Origin of the sequence: Rheinheimera sp. SA_1 (genome assembly GCF_001669775.1) — a bacterium.
Taxonomy (GTDB): Bacteria; Pseudomonadota; Gammaproteobacteria; order Enterobacterales; family Alteromonadaceae; genus Pararheinheimera.
Window position 1 is genome coordinate 63,836 of sequence record NZ_LXWK01000016.1, and the last position, 19,442, is coordinate 83,277.

A 19,442-nucleotide genomic window follows, 5' to 3' on the forward strand; every position below is an offset into this window, starting at 1 on the left:
CGTTAGTGATTTTTTGAAGAAGTGGTGTTGATGCAGCCGTTAGCATCGGCATCGCTAGCAGTATTCGTGTCGCCATCCGCCGGAAACCCGACGGAAGCAGGAGCTGGATCTGCCGCCGGAGCAGGCTTGGTTTGGTTATCAAACAAAATGCTGTAGGCTTCTTTGTCCAGATCATCAAACTGGCGCGAACGTACCGCCCAGAAAAACACCCCAAGGCCAATCAGCACAAACAACACCGCAATCGGGATTAATACAAAAATAATGCTCATGCTTTTAATAACCTAAGAGAATTAGAAACCACCAATAATGAGCTGAACGACATGCCAATCACCGCCACATAAGGCGACACAAAACCACAAACCGCCAGTGGAATAATCACCAGATTATAACCAACGGCCCATAGCAAATTCTGTCGTACTACTTTTTTCGCCAGTTGTGCGCCGGCGATAAGTTCTGCCAGCATTGATAAATCGTTGTGCAGCAGCACCACATCCGCCTGGTTTTTCGATAAGTCAGTGCCGCTATCGAGCGCAACCGACACATGCGCGGCATGAAAACTAGGGCTGTCGTTAATGCCATCACCAACCATCAGTACAATATCACCGCTGTCGACCGCCTGTTGGATAAACTGTACCTTATCTTCCGGCGTACAGGATTTATGCAAAGATTCGATGCCAAACTGGCTGGCGATGTCATTGGCCTGATTCGAGCTGTCACCGGTCAGAATGCCAAAACTAATACCAAGCGCCTGCAACTGTGGCATCAGCTGGGATATTTCTGGCCGGATTTCGTCGGCAAGCGCAATGCTCGCCACATGCTGGTCGTCGATGGTACAAAATACCTGCCAGTTGGCATCGGCCGTTACTTCGCAAAAAGCGGCGTTGCCAACACGCACCAATAACGGCTGCTGTTGATAGTGCCAAATGGCACTGATGCCCGCACCAATCTGCAACCTCACTTCAGACAATGCTTGCTGGCTTTGACGATAATCCGCAAAAGCCTTGGCGATTGGATGTTCGGAATAGGCTTCGATATTGGCAATTAAATCCAGTACCTGGCTTTCGCTAAAGTTCGACGGCGGTAAGTCGAGCTGGCGGACACTAAATTTACCATGGGTCAGAGTACCGGTTTTATCAAAAAATACTTTGGTTAAATTCGGTAAAAATTCCAGCACTTGCTGATTTTTAATCAAAATACCTTTGCGGTTTAACCGGGCGAGCGCACAGGTGATGGCAGTGGGTGTTGCCAGGCTCAAGGCGCAAGGGCAGGTGGCCACCAGCACCGATAACGTCACCCAAAACGCGCGATCGGCATCAACGTAAAAATACCAGATGGCAAATGTCCCTGTTGCCACCACTAGTAACCGCTGCACAAAAAAGCGGGCGATTTTGTCAGTTTTTTCCAGCAGCTGCGGTTTTTGATGCAAGGTTTGCTGCTGCAGACTGATAATTTGGCCAAGTCTGGATTGGGTAAGTCCTTTATTCACCGCAACTATCAACACACCGTCATGGTTGACGGAACCGGCCAGTACCGTATCACCGGTTTGTCTGGCGACAGCACGGTATTCACCGGTCAGCATCGACTCATCAACGCTGCTGCTGCCACTTTGTATCACGCCATCAGCTGGTATGGTTTCACCGGCTTTGACCAGGATTAAATCACCGGCCTGTAATCTGCGCGCTGAAGTAGCGGTTGCTTGTTCGCCATCCCATAACCAGGCAGTGACCGGCATAATTTTTAATAAGTTACTGGTGGCATCACGGGCTTGTTTGCGGGCGCGGAATTCAAAAAATTTGCCCAGTTGCAGTAAAAATACAAACATACAAACCGATTCAAAATACACCTCACCACTGTGGCTGATGGTGGCGTAGGTTGACGCCAAAAAGGTGTAATACAGCGCCAGTACAATCGGCACATCCATATTCAGCTGCCGGCTCTGCAGCGCGCGCCAGGCACTTTTTGAAAAAGGAGCTGCGGCATAGATCATCACCGGCAACGTCAGCAGTAAACTGACCCAACGCAGGTAACCTTCGTATTGTTGTTCAATACCGGTGTAATCACCAAAATACAGACCAAACGCCAGCATCATCACCTGCATACTCATAATGCCGGACACGGCGAGGCGTCTTAAATAAGCACGCATTTCACTCTGATAACTATGCTCTTCGCTGTCGGTAATAAAAGGACTAGCCTGATAGCCGAGCTTGCTAATTTTTTGCAGTAAATCACTGAGTTTGGCTTGCGCCGGATCCCAGCTGACCACGCAGCGCGAGGTGCCGGAATTCACTGACACTTTGGCAATTGCCGGATGTTGTTTCAGTTGTTTTTCAATTAACCAGGCGCAAGCGGCGCAGCTCATGCCGGTAATGGATAATTCGATTTGTTGTAAGCCATCAATTTTGGCGGACAGATCGCTTAGAACTTCGTCGTTGTCATAGCTGGTCTGACTTTGCAGTTGTTCCGGTATCAACGAAGCCTTGGCGGCAGGGGCAGTACGAAAACGGTAATAATCGCCCAGACCCTGGCTGATAATCGTATCAGCAACGGCGACACAGCCCGGGCAGCAAAAGTTGCGGGGCGAGCCCTCAAACGACAACACAAAGTTGCTGCCTTCTGGCACCGCTTCAGCGCAATGAAAACAACGATTTAACATGCAGACCTGTCAATAGGTTAGTTTGATGGCTTCTGCCTGAGGCAGAATGAAGGTCGCGCGCAATTTCCATTGTTCGGTTGGGTCGTCAACCAAAAGATTCCATTTGCCGGTCAGTGTCAACGGCAGTTCAGCGATATATAAATTTTCACCGCTACGCTCGGCCTGTACTTCAAAATCCTGGGCCGCAACGGTGTTATGTACAAAACGTAGTTTCAGCTTGGCGTCGAGAATCGGGTTGGACTCGAATTTGACGATGGCTTTATTGGCGGCAATTAAAATACTTGCCTGCAGGTTACGACTGGCGGCCTCGCGGTATTTTGCCAGATTCATATTAATGGCTTTACCTTCGGCATAATAATCGTCAACTACCAGATCCGGGCTTTGTTGATTCATCAGATAAATGGAGTGCACCGCTTTGAACATGGTGACGACCGGAATGGCGATCAGGATCCAGGGCCAGACTTGTTTATACCAGGGTTTGACTAACATGGTGTTCCTCTGTCTGCTAACACAGCTGATAACAATAAGCCCCGCTGGCGGGGCTTATTTCAGCGTACTGCACCGGTACAATTCAGCTGAATTGCACCAGCTCGTTCAGATGATTATTTCGTATCGTCCGGACGTGACAACCGGTAGACGTACGCGGCAATCACGTGGATTTTATCTTCACCTAAAGTATCTTTAAATGCTGGCATCTGACCATTACGACCTTTGAGCAATGATTGCTCGATAGTGCCGGCAGAACCGCCATATAACCAGGTGTTGTCAGTCAGGTTTGGTGCACCAAATGGCAGGTTATGGGCAAGACTGCCTTTACCGTCTGCGCCGTGACATGCCGCACACATGCCAAACTTGGCTTTACCCGCCGCTGCGTCATTGTCGTTGACCTTACGGCCAGACAGACTTAACACATAAGCGGTCATTTCTTTCACGCCTTGCTCACCTAAAGCTTCGCCCCAGGCTGGCATTGCGGCTTTACGTCCGTATAACAGTGTTTCTTTAATCTTGTCGACAGTACCGCCATACAGCCAGTCGTTGTCAGTCAGATTCGGGAAACCACGTTGACCACGGGCATCAGAGCCATGGCACTGCGCGCAGTTTTGCAGGAACAACCGTTGACCCACTTTTAATGCCTGAGTGTCATACGCCAGCTCTTCAATTGGACGGCTGGTGTATTTGGCAAACTCTTTGGCAAAAGTTTCGTTGGCATGCAGGTATTCACGATCCAGCTGCGACGGCGTACCAGCAGCTTTTTGCGCTTCAATTGCAGCTTTTGATTCCGCCAGCGACGTAATGCCCTGATTCGAACTGGTCCAGCCTAACAAGCCTTTCCAGTTGCCGAGGCCAGGGTAGGCCGCAAAGTAGAACACTGACCAGACGATGGTGGCGTAGAACATGATGGTCCACCATTTTGGCAGTGGATTATTCATTTCTTCGATGCCATCAAATTCGTGGCCAGTTGGTTCGCCTTCAGGCACACCAACGTGGTTTTTCAGGTTCCAGGTTAATAACACCGTACACAGTACAATACATGCGATGGTTAAAATAATGATCCAAGCACTCCAAAAGCTACTCATGATCCGACTCCTGTTGTTGTTTTTGTTTGGGCTTTTGTTCATCCGCGAAAATCGCGTTGGCGGCCTGGTCAAAATCTGGTTTGCGTTTAATCACAAACAACCAGATCAGCAGGCCGATAAAAGCCGCAAAAATAATCACGGTGTAAAAGCTATGAATGGTTGCAAAGTCCATAAGGCTTACTTCAACGCTGTGCCGAGTGATTGCAGGTATGCAATCAGGGCTTCGATTTCTTTTTTCCCTTTCACGGCAGCTTCGGCACCAGCGATATCATCGTCAGTGTAAGGCACGCCAAAAGAACGGAAAATTTCGAGCTTTTTCGCCGTTAACTTGCCATCTAATACGTTTTCATCCAGCCATGGGTAACCTGGCATATTAGATTGCGGTACAACAGAACGTGGATCCATTAAGTGGGCAAAGTGCCAGTCATCGCTGTAACGACCGCCAACCCGGGCTAAATCAGGGCCTGTACGCTTGGAACCCCATAAAAATGGGTGTTCCCAGATACTTTCTCCGGCAACCGAATAGTGACCATAACGCTCAACTTCATGGCGGAATGGACGGATCATCTGGCTGTGGCAGTTGGTACAACCTTCGCGAATGAAGATATCACGGCCTTCCATCTGCAGCGCAGTGTATGGCTTCAGACCATCCACCGGAGTGGTGGTGTCTTTGATAAACATCAACGGCGTGATTTCTACCAGGGTACCGAAGCTAATGGCGACAACCGTCAGGATTGCCAGCCAGCCAGCGCTTTTTTCAATTTTTTCATGGTAATTCTTAGACACGATAAGCTCCTTATGCCGCTTCTGCTACCGGCTCTAACACGCCTTCTTTCGCCCGGACAGTTTTGATCACGTTGTATGCCATCACCAGCATACCGGTCACCACAAAACAGCCACCAATAAAGCGCATTAAGTAAAACGGATAAGAGGCTTCCAGCGACTGAACAAAGCTGTAAGTCAGGGTGCCGTCAGTATTCACTGCACGCCACATCATGCCCTGCATAATACCGCTGATCCACATGGCCACGATGTACAGTACGACACCGGTGGTATGTAACCAGAAGTGTGTATTGACCAGTTTCAGACTATACATCCGGCCTTGACCAAACAGGATAGGAATCATGTGGTACAAAGCACCGATTGAAACCATCGCAACCCAGCCTAAAGCACCAGAGTGCACGTGACCAACAGTCCAGTCGGTGTAATGCGACAGCGCATTTACTGACTTGATTGCCATCATCGGGCCTTCGAAGGTCGACATACCGTAGAACGACAAAGACACAATCAGGAAACGTAAAATCGGGTCAGTTTTCAGCTTATGCCAGGCACCGGATAACGTCATGATACCGTTGATCATACCGCCCCAGCTTGGCACAAACAGAATCACTGACATCACCATACCAACGGACTGGGTCCAGTCTGGCAGGGCAGTGTAGTGTAAGTGGTGCGAACCGGCCCAAATGTACAACGCAATCAGAGCCCAGAAGTGTACAACCGACAAACGGTACGAATACACCGGACGACCAGCTTGTTTAGGAACGAAGTAATACATCATCCCGAGGAAACCAGCGGTTAACAGGAAACCAACGGCGTTGTGGCCATACCACCACTGCACCATCGCATCCACGGCACCGCCGTAAATAGAATAAGATTTGGTCAAGGATACCGGGATCACCATGCTGTTAACGATATGCAGTGCAGCAACAGTGATAATAAAACCGCCGTAGAACCAGTTCGCTACATAGATGTGGCTGGTCGTACGTTTAATCATGGTACCGAAGAACACTACAGCGTAGCTGATCCAGACGATGGCAATCAGCACGTCGATAGGCCATTCCAGTTCAGCATATTCTTTACTCTGGCTGATACCCTGCGGTAACGTAATCGCAGCGGCGATAATCACCACTTGCCAGCCGATAAAGGTAAACATCGCCAGTTTTTCAGCGTAGAGCCGGACCTGACAGGTACGCTGAACTACGTAATAAGAGGTCGCGAATAACGCACTGGTACCAAAAGCGAAAATAACCGCATTGGTGTGAAGAGGACGAAGACGGCTATAAGTCAGCCAGGCAGTATCAAAGTTCAGAGCGGGCCAATATAATTGTGCCGCTAGTAAAACACCCACGCTCATGCCAACTATACCCCACAACACCGTTGTGAGAGCAAAGAGGCGGACAACCGTGTAGTTGTAGTCAACATTTAACGATTTGGTCTGGCTCATGTTGAGTTCCGCTGCAGTTTTTTGCAAGTTAGTAAAAATTACACCCTTGGGGGTGACCCTTCTTATAATAGACCGAAAGTTTAGCAAGGTTTTTCTGATATGACCTTGTCTTAGCTATCAATCTTTGGGCGCGATAATACGAGTTTTGCCCCTGAAAAGATAGGCGGACTCACCGGTTTTATGATGTAGAACAAGGTTGCTGCGCAGTTTTTAAGCAGAGTGCCGCGTTTTGTGCAGAAAGGTACCGCAACCTATACAACAGGAAGGAAAGTGGTTTGTTAATGAGATGTTTTTCGGTTGTCGCCATACTGCTGTTTGTTGTTGGTATCTGCGGCTGTGAAGACAAAAAAGAACCTGCTGCAGAGGTCGCTGATTGGCAAACTGCACTTGGTGATCTTCAGCACAGTATTCAGCTCAGTATCAGCCCCGGTCAAATTCCGGTGGAAAGACTTTTGCGGTTGCAACTACGCAGTGAACAGCCATTACAAAAGGTGTCGGCCGAAATGACGGGGGTCAGTATGTATATGGGGAGAATTCCACTGCGTTTCACCTTCGACGCTGCCACCGGATTGTGGGTCAGTGACTTTATGTTAGGTGCTTGTTCGGATCCACAGATGATTTGGCAATTAAAGCTGCAATTAACCGATAGCAGTGGCAATGTCCGCCAGCTGTCGACTGAAGTGCAGTCTAGCTGGCGTTAACCCTTTTAATACCCAGGCTGGATGATTTGCACCAGTGCTAACGGTGTCGCCGTGACGGACAATTTTGCCGATTCCACACAGACAAAATCAGACCATTGATCGGCGGGAATATCGGCCGAAGTAGCGGCTTTTGCGGCGGCCGGATTCCACAACACCGACGCATCATGGCCATGTTGGGAAATTCGTAATGTTGTATTGTTATCAATAAGCATCAACGAATCGGCCGTTGACGGATAGACCCGGTCGATTTCGCCAACAAAGTGCAACACATCGCTGTTGCTATGTTGCTGAGCGTCGCTGACTTTGTCGTAAAACTCCAATGGCAACGGTTGCACTTGCGTCTGTCTGCTATCGGCAACGGTAAAATAACTATGCAGTGCAGCTTGTTGGGCAATATGAGTGTCGCAACTCAAGGTTAGTGTTAATTGCTGATCAAGCTTTACCTGATAACGCAAAGTGACGGTTTCGCTCGTCCAGGGAATATCACTAACACTGATACTAAATTCAATCATCACCGCATCCGCAGTGATCTGCTGGTTGGTCTTTTGCCAAAACCTGGTGCGGACTAAACCGTGATTGGGTAGTTTTAGGCTGGTTAAAGCGGCTGGTTCGATATCGGCGAGCAACCGTGCATCAACTTTACCAAACCAGGGCCAGCAAATAGGCACACCGCCACGAATCGGTTGCTGATTCTGCCAGACCGCTTTGGGCGATAGCCACAACACCGCAGGTTGTTGCTCAGCAGCTGCGTAATGCAACACATGAGCGCCATAACTGCTAACGACGACTGTGGCGCCAGCGTGGCAAATTTGCCAGCAAGGTAAATCGGTGAAATGGCCAAAGCCGCTGATTTGGGTGATTGAAGAGGTCATTTGGTCGTCGCTCAGCGAAAAAATCATGTTAGAGTGCACAAGCTTATCATTAGCCGTGGTTTTTTAGATCAACAAAGGCGACAGAAGTCGCCTTTGTTCGAAGGTAAAATGTTCGAAGGTAAAATGTTCACAGGTGAAATTTAACCGAGAAATAGCCGCTTAGCTGTTTTTCATCATCTGCACTGTGTTATCCAGCATCCGGTTGCTGAAACCCCATTCATTGTCGTACCAGGCCAGTACTTTGACTAATCGACCGTTGACGCGGGTTTCGGTGGCGTCAAAAATCGACGACATTGGATTGTGATTAAAATCAACAGAGACCAGCGGTAAATCGTTGACAGCGAGAACCTGATTCATCGGGAATTCGGCAGCGGCTTTACGAATGATACTGTTTACTTCTTCAACAGTGGTGTTACGACCAGCGACGAAGGTTAAATCGACCAATGACACGTTCAGTACCGGAACACGCACCGCTAAACCATCAAATTTACCCTTCAGCTCAGGAACCACCAAACCAACTGCAGCTGCTGCGCCAGTTTTGGTAGGGATCATCGACATTGCCGCCGCACGGGCACGACGCACATCTGTGTGGTACACATCACTTAAACGTTGATCATTGGTGTAAGCGTGAATAGTCGTCATCAGGCCGGATTCGATGCCAAGTACGTCGTTCAGCGGCTTGGCAATTGGCGATAAACAGTTGGTGGTGCATGAAGCATTGGAAATGATGGTCATTTCCGGGGTGATTACATCGTGGTTCACACCGTACACCACAGTCGCGTCAACGCCGCTGGCTGGAGCAGAAATAATGACTTTTTTCGCACCGGCAGTTAAGTGGGCACCGGCACTTGGACGGTCGGTGAACAGGCCAGTACATTCCAGCACCACATCAACCTGTAATTCTGCCCATGGCAAGTTGGCCGGGCTACGTTCACTTAAAGTGCGGATTTCGTCGCCATTGACGAAAATTGCTTTGTCAGAATGTTCTACTTCAGCCGCGAAAATACCATGTGCAGTATCGTACTTCAGTAAGTGAGCATTGATGGCGGCATCGCCTAAGTCATTAATAGCGACAATTTTAATGTCGTATGACTTCTTGCTTTCATATAAAGCGCGTAAAACATTGCGGCCAATGCGGCCAAAACCATTGATTGCGACACGAATTGTCATGACTCACCCCGGATGTTTGCAAATTGTGTAGTAAACTTACATGTTTTTTGCCATTTTTCAAGCATAAAAACCTTATGCAATCGTATTTATGTAATTTAATGACATAAAGCCGCATTTAGCCATCGTAACTAATTTTTTAAGTCGTATACTGCTGTTTCAGAGCCGGACTGTGCCATTAACACACGAGAGCGTGTTGGCCTTTGGTGTGTGAATTTTGTTCAATCGGGAGCCGCCAGCCCGCGAAAGGAGTCGCGAAGCTTAGTGATCTAAGCGAGTGGCGAGTGACAAAGGGCTGGCGTCCCCCGGTTGAACCCTGCGGGCAGCGTTTGGCTGACCTTTCTACGGCGTTATCGCCCGCTCATGTAGAATAACTACACAGCGCGGGCTCTGCCTTGTAGAAAAGCCAGCCAAACTGCTGCAAAAACACACACCATAGGTCAACACGCTCTAATAAATAACCGGTAACGACAATATGACGCACCTGATACGGAGCCTTTATGGACAAAACACTTCTCGCTGATTTAATCCGGTTTAATGGCATTGAAACGGCTTTCACCGACGCCTGGGGCAACCCAACCACGGTGGCGGAGCAGGATCAGATTAAATTACTCAAAGCGCTGGGGTTTGATGTCGAAGACGAAGCCTTGGCGCAAAGTCAGCTGGAAGAGCGCCAGAAGTTACACTGGCTGGAGCCGATTGACCCGGTGTCGGTGCAAAGCCAATCGTCACTAAATGGACCCGGACAATACAACCTGCAGGTGCGGTTACCGATTGACGAAGTGCATGCAGTGCTCACCGTCACTATCACCACTGAACAAGGTGAAGCACATCAATTTACCTTTAGCGCCATTGATGCTGAGCTCAGCGGTGTAACAGTGCTGGACGGCGCCTTAGATCACGAACAAAGTGGCACTGAAATTCAACAATATGATTGGTCATTTCAGGCTGATTTACCCCTTGGCTACCACAAACTGCAACTAGCGGTGGCTGGGGATGAAGATGTGTATGAACAATCTTTGATCATCACCCCGGATAAATGTTTTCAGCCGGCAGATTTTAATCAGCAAAAACAGTGGGGCGTCTCAGTTCAGCTGTACGGTGTCAAATCTGAAACCAACTGGGGTATTGGTGATTTCGCTGACCTCGCGCGTCTGGTTAGCCATTTAGCCAAACAAGGTGCAGATTTTGTTGGCTTAAACCCAATCCATGCTTTGTATCCTGCGATGCCGGAATCGGCCAGCCCGTATAGCCCATCGTCTCGGCGTTGGCTCAATCTGATTTATTTAAGTGTGCCGCTGCTGCCTGGTTTTGGTCAGTGTCAGCAAACGGCGCATTTGGTGCAAGCACCTGGTTTTGTAGAAAAACTGGCAGCGCAGCGTGCGAAAGACTGGGTTGATTACAGTGGCGTGATGCAGCTGAAGTTACCGGTGCTGAAAACGCTGTTTCACTGGTTTAGTGAACATCAGCAGCAAGTACCGGAACTTGTTACTGCATTTGAAAACTTTAAACAGCAGGGCGGTGATAGTCTGCGTCAGCTGGCTTTGTATGACGCATTGCATTTGCACTTGATTGCACAGAACCCGGATGCCTGGGGCTGGCCAAACTGGCCTGAGCAATATCGCAGTGCTGTTAGCGAAGCGGTAAAAGCTTTTGCTGCTGAACATCAGGACGACATCGAATTTTTCAGTTACCTGCAATTTTGCGCGCAGCAACAACTGGCTACCGTGCAACAACAGGCCAAAGACAGCGGCATGTTGCTGGGCTTGTATCGCGATTTAGCAGTGGGTGTCAGCGAAGCTTCCACCGAAATTTGGGCCAATCCGGATCTGTATTGCCGTAACGCCAGTGTTGGCGCGCCACCGGATATTCTGGGGCCAAAAGGTCAAAACTGGGGTTTGCCTCCGATGTTGCCGTATCAGTTGTTCCGTCAGGCTTACCGGCCAATGATCGAACTGTTTCGCGCCAATATGCAGGACTCCGGCGCGCTGCGTATCGACCACGTGATGGCGTTGCTGCGGTTGTGGTGGGTACCGAAAGGGGCTAAATCGGCCGGCGAAGGTGCTTATATGTATTATCCGATCATGGATTTACTCGGCATTCTGGCGCTGGAAAGTCAGCGCCAGCAGGCGGTGGTGATTGGTGAAGACTTGGGCACAGTGCCAGACGGCATTTTTGAATTACTGCAACAATTTGGTATGTATTCGTACCGGATTTTCTTTTTTGAACAAGCCGAAGATGGCGGTTTTATTTCGCCGGCGCATTATCCGGTGCAGGCAATGTCTGCGTTAACCACCCACGATATGCCAACGCTGATCGGCTTTTGGCATTGTTCGGACTTAAAACTCGGTCTGGATATTGGCTTGTACACTGAACAGATTTTGCCTGGCTTGTATCAGGACCGGCACAAAGCCAAACAGAAAATTCTGGATTCTTTACATGGACACCAGGCGTTACCGGCCGATTTTGGCCGTGAGATTGACAGCATGGGCATGTCGCGGACCTTAAGTTTTGCCATGCAACAACATTTGGCTAAAGGCAGCTGCCAGTTGTTGTGTCTGCAGTTGGAAGACTGGATGGAAATGACAGAGCCAGTGAATGTACCAGGCACCAGTGATGAATATCCAAACTGGCGGCGCAAGCTCAGCATGACTTTGGAGCAGCTCGAAGTACAACCGCACATCAATCAACATCTGCAAAATTTGACAGCCAACCGGCGATCTGGCTTATATTCTTAATTACCAAAAATAAACTGGCAGTAAAATTTTCTCACAACTGCCAGTTTTTCTTGCCGCGTTACTGCAACGATACAGTTCAAAGGATATGTTATGAGTCTTGCGTTATTGCCTGAAGTCCGTTGTGCCCATCCATTTTCGTGGTTAGGTTGGCAAAAAGCCGATAAAGGCTTGCTGATTCGGGTGTATCTGCCCAAAGCTACAGCTGTAGAAGTTTTTACTTTCGCCGATGGCCTGCCGATGGGAACGATGGAGGCTCATCCCGAGATCCCGGGTGTATTTGAATTACAGTTACCGCGTAAACGCAAAACCGAAGCTTATAAACTGCAAGTGAATCATGGCCATTATCAGTTCGAGCTGATTGATCCTTATCTGTTTAAAGATGAAGCATTTTACGCCGTGCATTACGTTAATCTTCGTCCGGAAAACCTGTATCAACAACTTGGTGCACAAATTGTCAGTTTGCAGGTTGGGAAAACGCAACTGAAAGCAACCCGCTTTGCCGTGTACGCACCACACGCCAGCAGCGTCAGTTTGATTGGCGATATGAACGAATGGGACGGCCGTTGCCATCCGATGGAACGCACCGAATGCGGCCATTGGGTGTTAGTGGTACCGCAAATAGCCGCCGGCGTGCGTTATAAGTTTGAAATTAAAGACGCCACCGGGCATTTACTGCCGCACAAAGCAGATCCACTTGCCTTTGCGGCTGAACAGTTTCCTTCCCATGCTTCGTTAGTGTTTGACCATAGTAAATATCAATGGCAGGACAGCGCCTGGTCGCAGCGTGTGCATCAGCCTTATCGCAGCGCCATGAGCATCTACGAGCTGCATGCCGGTTGCTGGCGCACCCACGCCGACGGCTCGCCGCTGACGTATCCGGAACTTGCTGAACAACTTATTCCGTACATCAAAGACATGGGTTACACCCATATCGAACTGTTACCCGTGATGGAACATCCGTATAGCGGTTCCTGGGGTTATCAGCCTTTGGGGTTGTTTGCGGCGACGTCCCGTTATGGCACGCCCGATCAGTTTAAAGCCTTTGTCGATGCCTGCCATCAGGCCGGGATTGGCGTGATCCTCGATTGGGTGCCGGCACATTTCCCGGAAGATGGTCATGGTCTGGCGCGTTTTGACGGCGGCCATTTATACGAATACGCCGATCCACGCCGTGGCTGGCATCCGGACTGGAATTCCTGCATTTACGATTATGGCAAAGACTATGTGCGGCAGTTTTTAGTCGCTAGTGCGTTGTTTTGGCTCGATCATTTTCATATCGATGGTTTACGCGTTGATGCCGTGGCGTCGATGCTGTATTTAGATTATTCGCGCGAACACGGCGAGTGGATCCCGAATGTTGACGGTGGCAATCATAATTATGAAGCAATTAGTTTATTAAAATGGCTGAATCAGGAAGTGTACGCACAGTTTCCAAAAGCCATGATGATTGCCGAAGAATCGACCTCCTTTAACGGTGTTAGCCGGCCGATTGATGCCGGTGGCCTGGGTTTTGGCTTTAAGTGGAATATGGGCTGGATGAACGACAGCCTGCGTTATTTCAGTAAAGATCCGGCTTATCGCAAGTTTCATCACAATGATCTGACGTTCTCGATGGTGTATGCCTTTAACGAGAATTTTATATTGCCGTTGTCGCATGATGAAGTGGTACACGGCAAAGGCAGTATTCTGAATAAAATGCCCGGCGATGAATGGCAACAAGCGGCCAATCTGCGTGCTTATTACGCTTTTATGTTTGCTCACCCGGGCAAAAAGCTGAATTTTATGGGTAACGAGTTTGGTCAGGGTACCGAGTGGAATCACAATCAGGCGTTGCCGTGGTTTTTGCTGGATTTTGAAAAGCATCGGGGTATTCAACAATTGTTCCGCGATTTAAACCATACCTATCGCAAATGTACGCCGTTACACCAGCTGGATCACGATCCGGCTGGTTTTCGCTGGATTGACCATCAGGATGCTGACCACAGTACCTTGTCGTTTAAACGATATGATCTACAGGGTGAAGTCATTTACGTGGTCAGCAATTTTACCCCGGTGCCACGTAACGGCTTTATGCTGGCGGTTGAACAGGCCGGCGATTACGAAATTATTTTAAATACCGATAGTACATACTACTGGGGCAGTAATTTTGACGTGGGTATGGCGATGGCGGCTCAGCAGCATAATAGCCAGGGTAGCTGGCTGTTGCAGCTCGATTTGCCGCCATTATCAACGTTGTACCTGAGAAGGCGTGTCCAGGCATGAGTACAGGTTCGACGGTCAATTCCAACAGTGCTGCTGCGACGGTGCCTGCGATGTTTGGAACTACTGAGGCTACCAGTAGCAAATATCTGAGTCAGGTCGGTGCAGCACAGCCATTGGGTCCGCAGCTTACCGGCCGACATCAGTGGAATTTTGCAGTGTTTGCCCCAGATGCGACTGAGCTGTGGTTATGTTTGTATTGCCCGGATACGGAAGAGTTGCTGGCGGAATTACCCTTTGTTGGCCGGACCGGCGAAATCTGGCATTTATTGGTTTCCGGTATCAGCGATGGCACCTTGTACGGATTAAAAGCCCAGGGGCCGCAGTTCCCAGAGCAAGGTATGGTGTTTGAAGCCGACCGGTTAGTCATCGACCCTTATTGTCGCCAACTCAACCGCGCCCAGGTGTTTAACGAACGGCTTTATCATAGCCGCAGCCATTACATGATGGCGAAAGGTGTGCTGAAACCATTGGATTTTGACTGGCAAGGCACAGTAAAACCAGCTATTCCACGCGAAAAAACCATTATTTATGAAGCCCATGTCAAAGGCATGACCGCGCTCCATCCGGATGTGCCGCTGCATCAACGCGGTACCTATGTTGGTATGGCGCACCCCAGTGTGGTGCAACATTTGCTGGAGCTTGGTATTACCACGGTACAGCTGTTGCCGGTGGCAGCGTTTATGAGCGAGCCGCGTTTAGAAAAGCTGAAACTCAGTAACTACTGGGGTTATAACCCGGTGAATTTTTTTGCACCTGATCCACGCTATCAGGTGGAAGACGCTGTGCTGGAATTTAAACAGCTGGTCCGAACTTACCATCAGCACGGTTTGGAAGTGATTCTGGACGTGGTATTTAACCACAGCGCGGAAGCCGGTGGTTATCATTTGAGTTTTCGCGGCCTTGCCAACCGCCAATATTATCTGTTTGAAAACCATGCCGATGTCACTGATTTTCAGCAATACACCAATTACAGTGGTTGTGGCAATACACTGAATGTAGCGCAGCCGATGACGCAAAAACTGGTGCTGGACGCCTTGCGTTATTGGGTGACAGAAATGCAGGTCGACGGCTTTCGTTTTGATCTCGCGGTTACCTTGGCGCGCGAGCATAAAAGGTTTAATCCGTACGCTACTTTTCTGCAAATCGTGGCGCAGGATCCGGTGCTATCCACCACCAAGCTCATCGCTGAGCCCTGGGATGTTGGGCCTTATGGGTATCAACTTGGGCAATTTCCGGCGATGTGGTCGGAACTAAACGATAAATTCCGTGATTCGATGCGCAGTTTCTGGCGTGGTGATATGGGAACCCTGGCGGAATTTACCACCAGGTTGCTGGGATCACGTGATATTTTCCAGAAACATCATAAACCAGCCTGTTGTTCGGTGAACTATCTGACTTATCACGATGGTTTCACTTTACAAGACGCCGTCAGTTATCAGCACAAACATAACTGGCTCAATGGCGAGCAAAACCGTGATGGACATGATCATAATTTAACGGTCAATTATGGTGTGGAAGGGCCAACCAGTTCGGCCGAGGTCCTGGCAAAACGGTTTTTGCACAAACGGAATCTGGTGGCATGTCTGATGCTTAGTCAAGGCATGATCCATTGGCTTGGCGGCGATGAGCTCAGTCACAGTCAACAAGGCAATAACAATGCCTATTGTCAGGACAACGAACTGACCTGGCTGCATTGGCACCTGGATTATCACGCCACACAGTTCCTGAATTTCGTCAAACAAATGATTCAGCTACGGCAGCAATATAGTTGTTTGCAGCAGTTGTCATTGCTCGACGATCAGTACCAGAGCCATGGTGATAAACATCAGATCGAATGGTATTTGCCCAATGGCAAGGTCAAAACTGAAGCTGACTGGTATGACACTTCAGTCGGACACTGCATTTTTATCATCCGCAATACCAGTACCCATCATCAGTTGTTGGTCAGTATCAATGCCGGTGGCACTGAAATTGCCATCACTTTGCCGTCCAATCAATGGCAATGTGTGATGGATACGGCGATTGAACAAGGACTAACTTCGGTACTGCATGATCGCAGCCAAAGGTACCTTCAACAGCCTGGTTCTTTGTCAATTTGGCTGGAGCAGGGCGCTTATTAACGTCGTATTGAATAGAGCGGTACAGCTTTATTTTTAAGCAAGCTGCACCGCCTGTTTCAACAATGGTCTGAACAGCAAACTCTTTTGCCGGTAGTGCTGCTTTCGCTTAGCCTTTTCCAGTATAATCATCGGCATTTTGCCGTACCGGTGTTTCGGAGAAAGCTTGAATGACAGATCTAACTGTACAATGTGATATTGGTTTTGTCGGCGCAGGGGTGATGGGAAAAAATTTAATTCTCAACCTGGCCGATCATGGTTACCGCGTAGCGGCATTTGATCTGGACCACAAAAAGCTCGAGTCGGTCATTCAACAAGATCAGGCCGAGAATGGTGGCAAAACTGGTCGTGTTATCGCCTGTAGTTCTTACACCGAGTTATTAGCAAAATTATCCTCCCCGCATTTAATTATCCTGTCTGTTCCCGCCGGTCGCCCGGTGGACGATGTTTGTTCCAAACTGATTGATGCCGGCATCAATGCCGACGACATTATTGTCGACACCGGCAATAGCCTGTGGACCGACACGGTACGCCGTGAAAAAGTTTACGAAGGTAAGTTTATTTTCTTCAGCACTGCAGTATCTGGTGGTGAAGTTGGTGCGCGCTTCGGCCCATCGTTAATGCCAAGTGGCGATCCCTACGCCTGGACCCGTATCGAACCGGTGTGGCGCGCTATCGCTGCAAAAGTTGATCCGGTCACGGGCCGCCCAATTGAGCGGTTTGAACCTGGTAATCCAGTGAAAGAAGGTGAACCTTGTGCCACTTACATTGGCCCGGGTGGCTCTGGTCATTATGTCAAAATGGTCCACAACGGCATTGAATACGCTGATATGCAATTGATTTGTGAAGCATATCAGGTGATGCGTGATGCATTAGGCATGACCGCTTTGCAAGTTGCTGCAGTATTTAAAGAATGGAATCAGGGTATTTTAAACAGCTACCTGATGGAAATCAGCGCTGAAGTATTAGCGACCAAAGATTCTGAAACCGGATTACCGCTGGTTGATGTCATTCTGGATAAAGCTGGCCAAAAAGGCACTGGCTTGTGGACTGCCGTAAGTAGTCTGGAATTGGGTTGCCCGTCGCCAACGATCGCTGAAGCGGTATTTGCCCGTTCAATATCGACCTTAAAAGAGCAACGAGTGGCTGCTTCAACCTTGCTGGCAGGGCCAGTGCAGGAAAAACCAACCGAAGCCAAACGCGAACAAGTAATTAAACAACTGCATGACGCATTGTACTGCGCCAAAATTTGCGTTTATGCGCAGGGTTTTGATCTGATGAAAACGGCTGGCGCCGAACACGGTTGGCAGCTGAACTTTGCTGAAATTGCCAAAATCTGGCGTGCCGGCTGTATTATCCGCGCGGTATTTTTGCAATCGATCACTGATGCCTATGAGCGGAATGACGATCTTGCCAATTTGTTGGTAGACCCGTTTTTTTCGAAACAGATTTCGGTCTATCAGATGAACTGGCGTCGGTCTGTCGCTGATGCCACGCTACTCGGGGTGCCGGTAGCTGCATTAAGTTCAGCCTTGAGCTACTACGATTCTTATCGAACCGCGGTGTTACCAGCGAATTTATTGCAGGGCCAGCGTGATTATTTTGGCGCCCATACTTTTGAGCGTACTGACAAGAGCAAAGGCAAAACTTTCCATGTTGACTGGAGCTCTGCTTCGCGCACTATGGTCAAAGTGAAATAATCGTATTTATTCAGCAATTTTACGCAATAAAAAGGATGGGATGATGAAACTGACTGAACAACAATGGCGTGAGCGTTTGACAGCAGAGCAGTTTCGGATCACCCGCGAAAAAGGCACCGAACGTCCATTTAGTGGCACCTTATTGCACAACGAAGCCACTGGGTTTTACCATTGTACTTGTTGTGCTGCGCCATTGTTTGACTCTAGTGCGAAGTTTGATTCAGGTTGTGGTTGGCCATCGTTTAGCCAATCGCTGCCGGATCAGGTGAAGTATCAGCCAGACCTGAGCCACGGTATGCGGCGCACTGAAATTTTGTGTGCGCAATGTGACGCGCATCTGGGACATGTATTTGAAGATGGTCCGTTGCCGCAAGGGCAGCGTTATTGCGTGAATTCGGTGTCATTGCAATTTACGCCAGGCGAAAGTGGTTAAGATCGGCCGCTGGTCGTCTCAAAACCGTCAGCACTAAACTTCTTTTCTTTAAAAAAACTGCGGCAAGATTGGACACTACAGTCTAAGCTTGCCGCTGCTGCATTTCGCTTTATAAGGCTGGGACCTGAAAACGACCTTGCTTGATACTGTCCAGTGTTGTTTCTGCGACAGGTTCAATTGCGTCGGTATCAATTTTTGATTCTGCGAGTTCGGTTTTAATCCGGGCAAATTCAATTCGCTCAATTCCGGCTTCTTCTGCAATTAACGCCCATAAATACGACAGCTGATAATTGCGTTGTTTGTAATAGATGGTGGTCAGTGCTGTGTATATCTCCGGATCAACAACTGCGTCTGCCGGATATAAACTCAACGCATGATGCAGAATATCAATGGTTTTGTTCACATCACGTTTCATGTAATAACTGGCTAGTGCAATTTGCAGCTCTGGCGTCTCCAGCTGTTTTTCTTTTTCAGCCAGCAAAAATTTATCCAGATGCGACTGGCTCTGATGGCGTGACCAGTGGTATTGCAGTAAATTTGGATCATCAGAACTGACGGTTTCTTCGGTTAAGCGTTTAATTTCTTTCAGACTGGTTAAAAATCCATTTACGCGGGAGGTCGTTTTTTCTTTCAATTTAATGTGCTCGATGCCCGAAGCGAGCTCGATGCACTTTGAGTATTTTTCAAATGATATCAAAAGCTTGTATTTGTTTTTGTCGGACGGCAGTTTACCTTCCGCAAACCGGTCAAAAATGACATCGGCCCGTTGAATATTACAATGTGAATCTTCGTTTAAGTCATTACAGACCGCAGGCTTGTCTTTACAAATCTGGGCGACTGTTTGCTGCTCTTCCCCACAACCCGCCAACAGCAGCAGGGCTAAACTTAACCAGACTATTTTCATTAGTGCTCTCCAAATTGGCTGTATTGAGGATAAACAATTTCACGGAAAAAATCTTTTGTAATTGTTGTTGTAGTATTACCAATTCAATTACAAT

The 19,442-nt window shown here is 48.7% G+C and carries 16 protein-coding genes; 6 read left to right on the forward strand and 10 right to left on the reverse strand.

The features are described 5' to 3' along the window. Window positions 1-2 precede the first annotated feature (2 nt). The 7 genes from ccoS to ccoN all read right to left on the reverse strand — a co-directional run bounded on the left by ccoS (window position 3) and on the right by ccoN (window position 6,454). On the reverse strand, window positions 3-269 hold the full coding sequence (gene ccoS / locus A5320_RS21735; RefSeq protein WP_082971740.1) for a cbb3-type cytochrome oxidase assembly protein CcoS: 267 nt from the start codon (window positions 267-269) through the stop codon (window positions 3-5). After that, window positions 266-2,653: a heavy metal translocating P-type ATPase gene (locus A5320_RS12350; protein ID WP_068065127.1), complete on the reverse strand. Its 2,388-nt coding sequence runs from the start codon at window positions 2,651-2,653 to the stop codon at window positions 266-268. The genes ccoS and A5320_RS12350 overlap by 4 nt, the downstream gene beginning before the upstream one ends. 9 nt (window positions 2,654-2,662) lie before the next feature. Continuing rightward, on the reverse strand, window positions 2,663-3,142 hold the full coding sequence (locus tag A5320_RS12355) for a FixH family protein (RefSeq protein WP_068065131.1): 480 nt from the start codon (window positions 3,140-3,142) through the stop codon (window positions 2,663-2,665). A gap of 113 nt (window positions 3,143-3,255) precedes the next feature. Then, window positions 3,256-4,230, reverse strand: a complete 975-nt coding sequence (gene ccoP, locus A5320_RS12360) for a cytochrome-c oxidase, cbb3-type subunit III (RefSeq protein ID WP_068065134.1) — start codon at window positions 4,228-4,230, stop codon at window positions 3,256-3,258. Beyond that, complete coding sequence (locus tag A5320_RS12365) at window positions 4,223-4,402, reverse strand: cbb3-type cytochrome oxidase subunit 3 (protein ID WP_068065139.1); 180 nt, start codon at window positions 4,400-4,402, stop codon at window positions 4,223-4,225. The genes ccoP and A5320_RS12365 overlap by 8 nt, the downstream gene beginning before the upstream one ends. Before the next feature lie 5 nt (window positions 4,403-4,407). Then, the gene (gene ccoO / locus A5320_RS12370; protein WP_068065141.1) at window positions 4,408-5,016 is read right to left on the reverse strand and encodes a cytochrome-c oxidase, cbb3-type subunit II; all 609 of its coding nucleotides are present in this window, start codon (window positions 5,014-5,016) and stop codon (window positions 4,408-4,410) included. A 10-nt stretch (window positions 5,017-5,026) separates the two neighbouring features. Further along, window positions 5,027-6,454: a cytochrome-c oxidase, cbb3-type subunit I gene (ccoN, locus tag A5320_RS12375; RefSeq protein WP_068065145.1), complete on the reverse strand. Its 1,428-nt coding sequence runs from the start codon at window positions 6,452-6,454 to the stop codon at window positions 5,027-5,029. Between the two features lie 275 nt (window positions 6,455-6,729). Here ccoN and A5320_RS12380 point away from each other — a divergent pair, with 275 nt between their 5' ends. Beyond that, window positions 6,730-7,155, forward strand: a complete 426-nt coding sequence (locus A5320_RS12380) for a hypothetical protein (RefSeq protein ID WP_157605830.1) — start codon at window positions 6,730-6,732, stop codon at window positions 7,153-7,155. Between the two features lie 5 nt (window positions 7,156-7,160). Here A5320_RS12380 and A5320_RS12385 read toward each other — a convergent pair whose 3' ends face one another. Continuing rightward, entirely contained in the window at window positions 7,161-8,054 is an 894-nt protein-coding gene (locus A5320_RS12385; RefSeq protein ID WP_082971741.1) for an aldose epimerase family protein, read from the reverse strand. A gap of 132 nt (window positions 8,055-8,186) precedes the next feature. Further along, window positions 8,187-9,197 carry a type I glyceraldehyde-3-phosphate dehydrogenase gene (gap, locus tag A5320_RS12390; RefSeq protein WP_068065150.1) on the reverse strand — a complete coding sequence of 337 codons (1,011 nt, stop codon included), beginning with the start codon at window positions 9,195-9,197 and terminating at the stop codon, window positions 8,187-8,189. 497 nt (window positions 9,198-9,694) lie between these two features. Here gap and malQ point away from each other — a divergent pair, with 497 nt between their 5' ends. The 5 genes from malQ to msrB all read left to right on the forward strand — a co-directional run bounded on the left by malQ (window position 9,695) and on the right by msrB (window position 18,444). After that, window positions 9,695-11,932 carry a 4-alpha-glucanotransferase gene (malQ, locus tag A5320_RS12395; RefSeq protein ID WP_068065151.1) on the forward strand — a complete coding sequence of 746 codons (2,238 nt, stop codon included), beginning with the start codon at window positions 9,695-9,697 and terminating at the stop codon, window positions 11,930-11,932. 90 nt (window positions 11,933-12,022) lie between these two features. Next, the gene (glgB, locus tag A5320_RS12400; protein ID WP_068065154.1) at window positions 12,023-14,194 is read left to right on the forward strand and encodes a 1,4-alpha-glucan branching protein GlgB; all 2,172 of its coding nucleotides are present in this window, start codon (window positions 12,023-12,025) and stop codon (window positions 14,192-14,194) included. Further along, entirely contained in the window at window positions 14,191-16,314 is a 2,124-nt protein-coding gene (gene glgX, locus A5320_RS12405; protein ID WP_231916722.1) for a glycogen debranching protein GlgX, read from the forward strand. Before glgB ends, glgX begins: the two co-directional genes overlap by 4 nt. Before the next feature lie 167 nt (window positions 16,315-16,481). Then, window positions 16,482-18,011 carry an NADP-dependent phosphogluconate dehydrogenase gene (gndA, locus tag A5320_RS12410; RefSeq protein ID WP_068065158.1) on the forward strand — a complete coding sequence of 510 codons (1,530 nt, stop codon included), beginning with the start codon at window positions 16,482-16,484 and terminating at the stop codon, window positions 18,009-18,011. Between the two features lie 43 nt (window positions 18,012-18,054). After that, a complete protein-coding gene (gene msrB, locus A5320_RS12415; RefSeq protein WP_068065161.1) occupies window positions 18,055-18,444 on the forward strand; it encodes a peptide-methionine (R)-S-oxide reductase MsrB in 390 nt (129 codons plus the stop codon). A 109-nt stretch (window positions 18,445-18,553) separates the two neighbouring features. Here msrB and A5320_RS12420 read toward each other — a convergent pair whose 3' ends face one another. After that, complete coding sequence (locus A5320_RS12420; RefSeq protein WP_068065167.1) at window positions 18,554-19,348, reverse strand: DUF2989 domain-containing protein; 795 nt, start codon at window positions 19,346-19,348, stop codon at window positions 18,554-18,556. Between the last annotated feature and the right edge of the window lie 94 nt (window positions 19,349-19,442).

What these genes read in the sequence shown, in the direction of transcription:
- ccoS (WP_082971740.1), bottom strand. Translation starts at nt 269, where the DNA reads ATGAGCATTATTTTTGTATTAATCCCGATTGCGGTGTTGTTTGTGCTG.
- A5320_RS12350 (WP_068065127.1), bottom strand. Translation starts at nt 2,653, where the DNA reads ATGTTAAATCGTTGTTTTCATTGCGCTGAAGCGGTGCCAGAAGGCAGC.
- A5320_RS12355 (WP_068065131.1), bottom strand. Translation starts at nt 3,142, where the DNA reads ATGTTAGTCAAACCCTGGTATAAACAAGTCTGGCCCTGGATCCTGATC.
- ccoP (WP_068065134.1), bottom strand. Translation starts at nt 4,230, where the DNA reads ATGAGTAGCTTTTGGAGTGCTTGGATCATTATTTTAACCATCGCATGT.
- A5320_RS12365 (WP_068065139.1), bottom strand. Translation starts at nt 4,402, where the DNA reads ATGGACTTTGCAACCATTCATAGCTTTTACACCGTGATTATTTTTGCG.
- ccoN (WP_068065145.1), bottom strand. Translation starts at nt 6,454, where the DNA reads ATGAGCCAGACCAAATCGTTAAATGTTGACTACAACTACACGGTTGTC.
- A5320_RS12385 (WP_082971741.1), bottom strand. Translation starts at nt 8,054, where the DNA reads ATGATTTTTTCGCTGAGCGACGACCAAATGACCTCTTCAATCACCCAA.
- gap (WP_068065150.1), bottom strand. Translation starts at nt 9,197, where the DNA reads ATGACAATTCGTGTCGCAATCAATGGTTTTGGCCGCATTGGCCGCAAT.
- malQ (WP_068065151.1), top strand. Translation starts at nt 9,695, where the DNA reads ATGGACAAAACACTTCTCGCTGATTTAATCCGGTTTAATGGCATTGAA.
- glgB (WP_068065154.1), top strand. Translation starts at nt 12,023, where the DNA reads ATGAGTCTTGCGTTATTGCCTGAAGTCCGTTGTGCCCATCCATTTTCG.
- glgX (WP_231916722.1), top strand. Translation starts at nt 14,191, where the DNA reads ATGAGTACAGGTTCGACGGTCAATTCCAACAGTGCTGCTGCGACGGTG.
- gndA (WP_068065158.1), top strand. Translation starts at nt 16,482, where the DNA reads ATGACAGATCTAACTGTACAATGTGATATTGGTTTTGTCGGCGCAGGG.
- msrB (WP_068065161.1), top strand. Translation starts at nt 18,055, where the DNA reads ATGAAACTGACTGAACAACAATGGCGTGAGCGTTTGACAGCAGAGCAG.
- A5320_RS12420 (WP_068065167.1), bottom strand. Translation starts at nt 19,348, where the DNA reads ATGAAAATAGTCTGGTTAAGTTTAGCCCTGCTGCTGTTGGCGGGTTGT.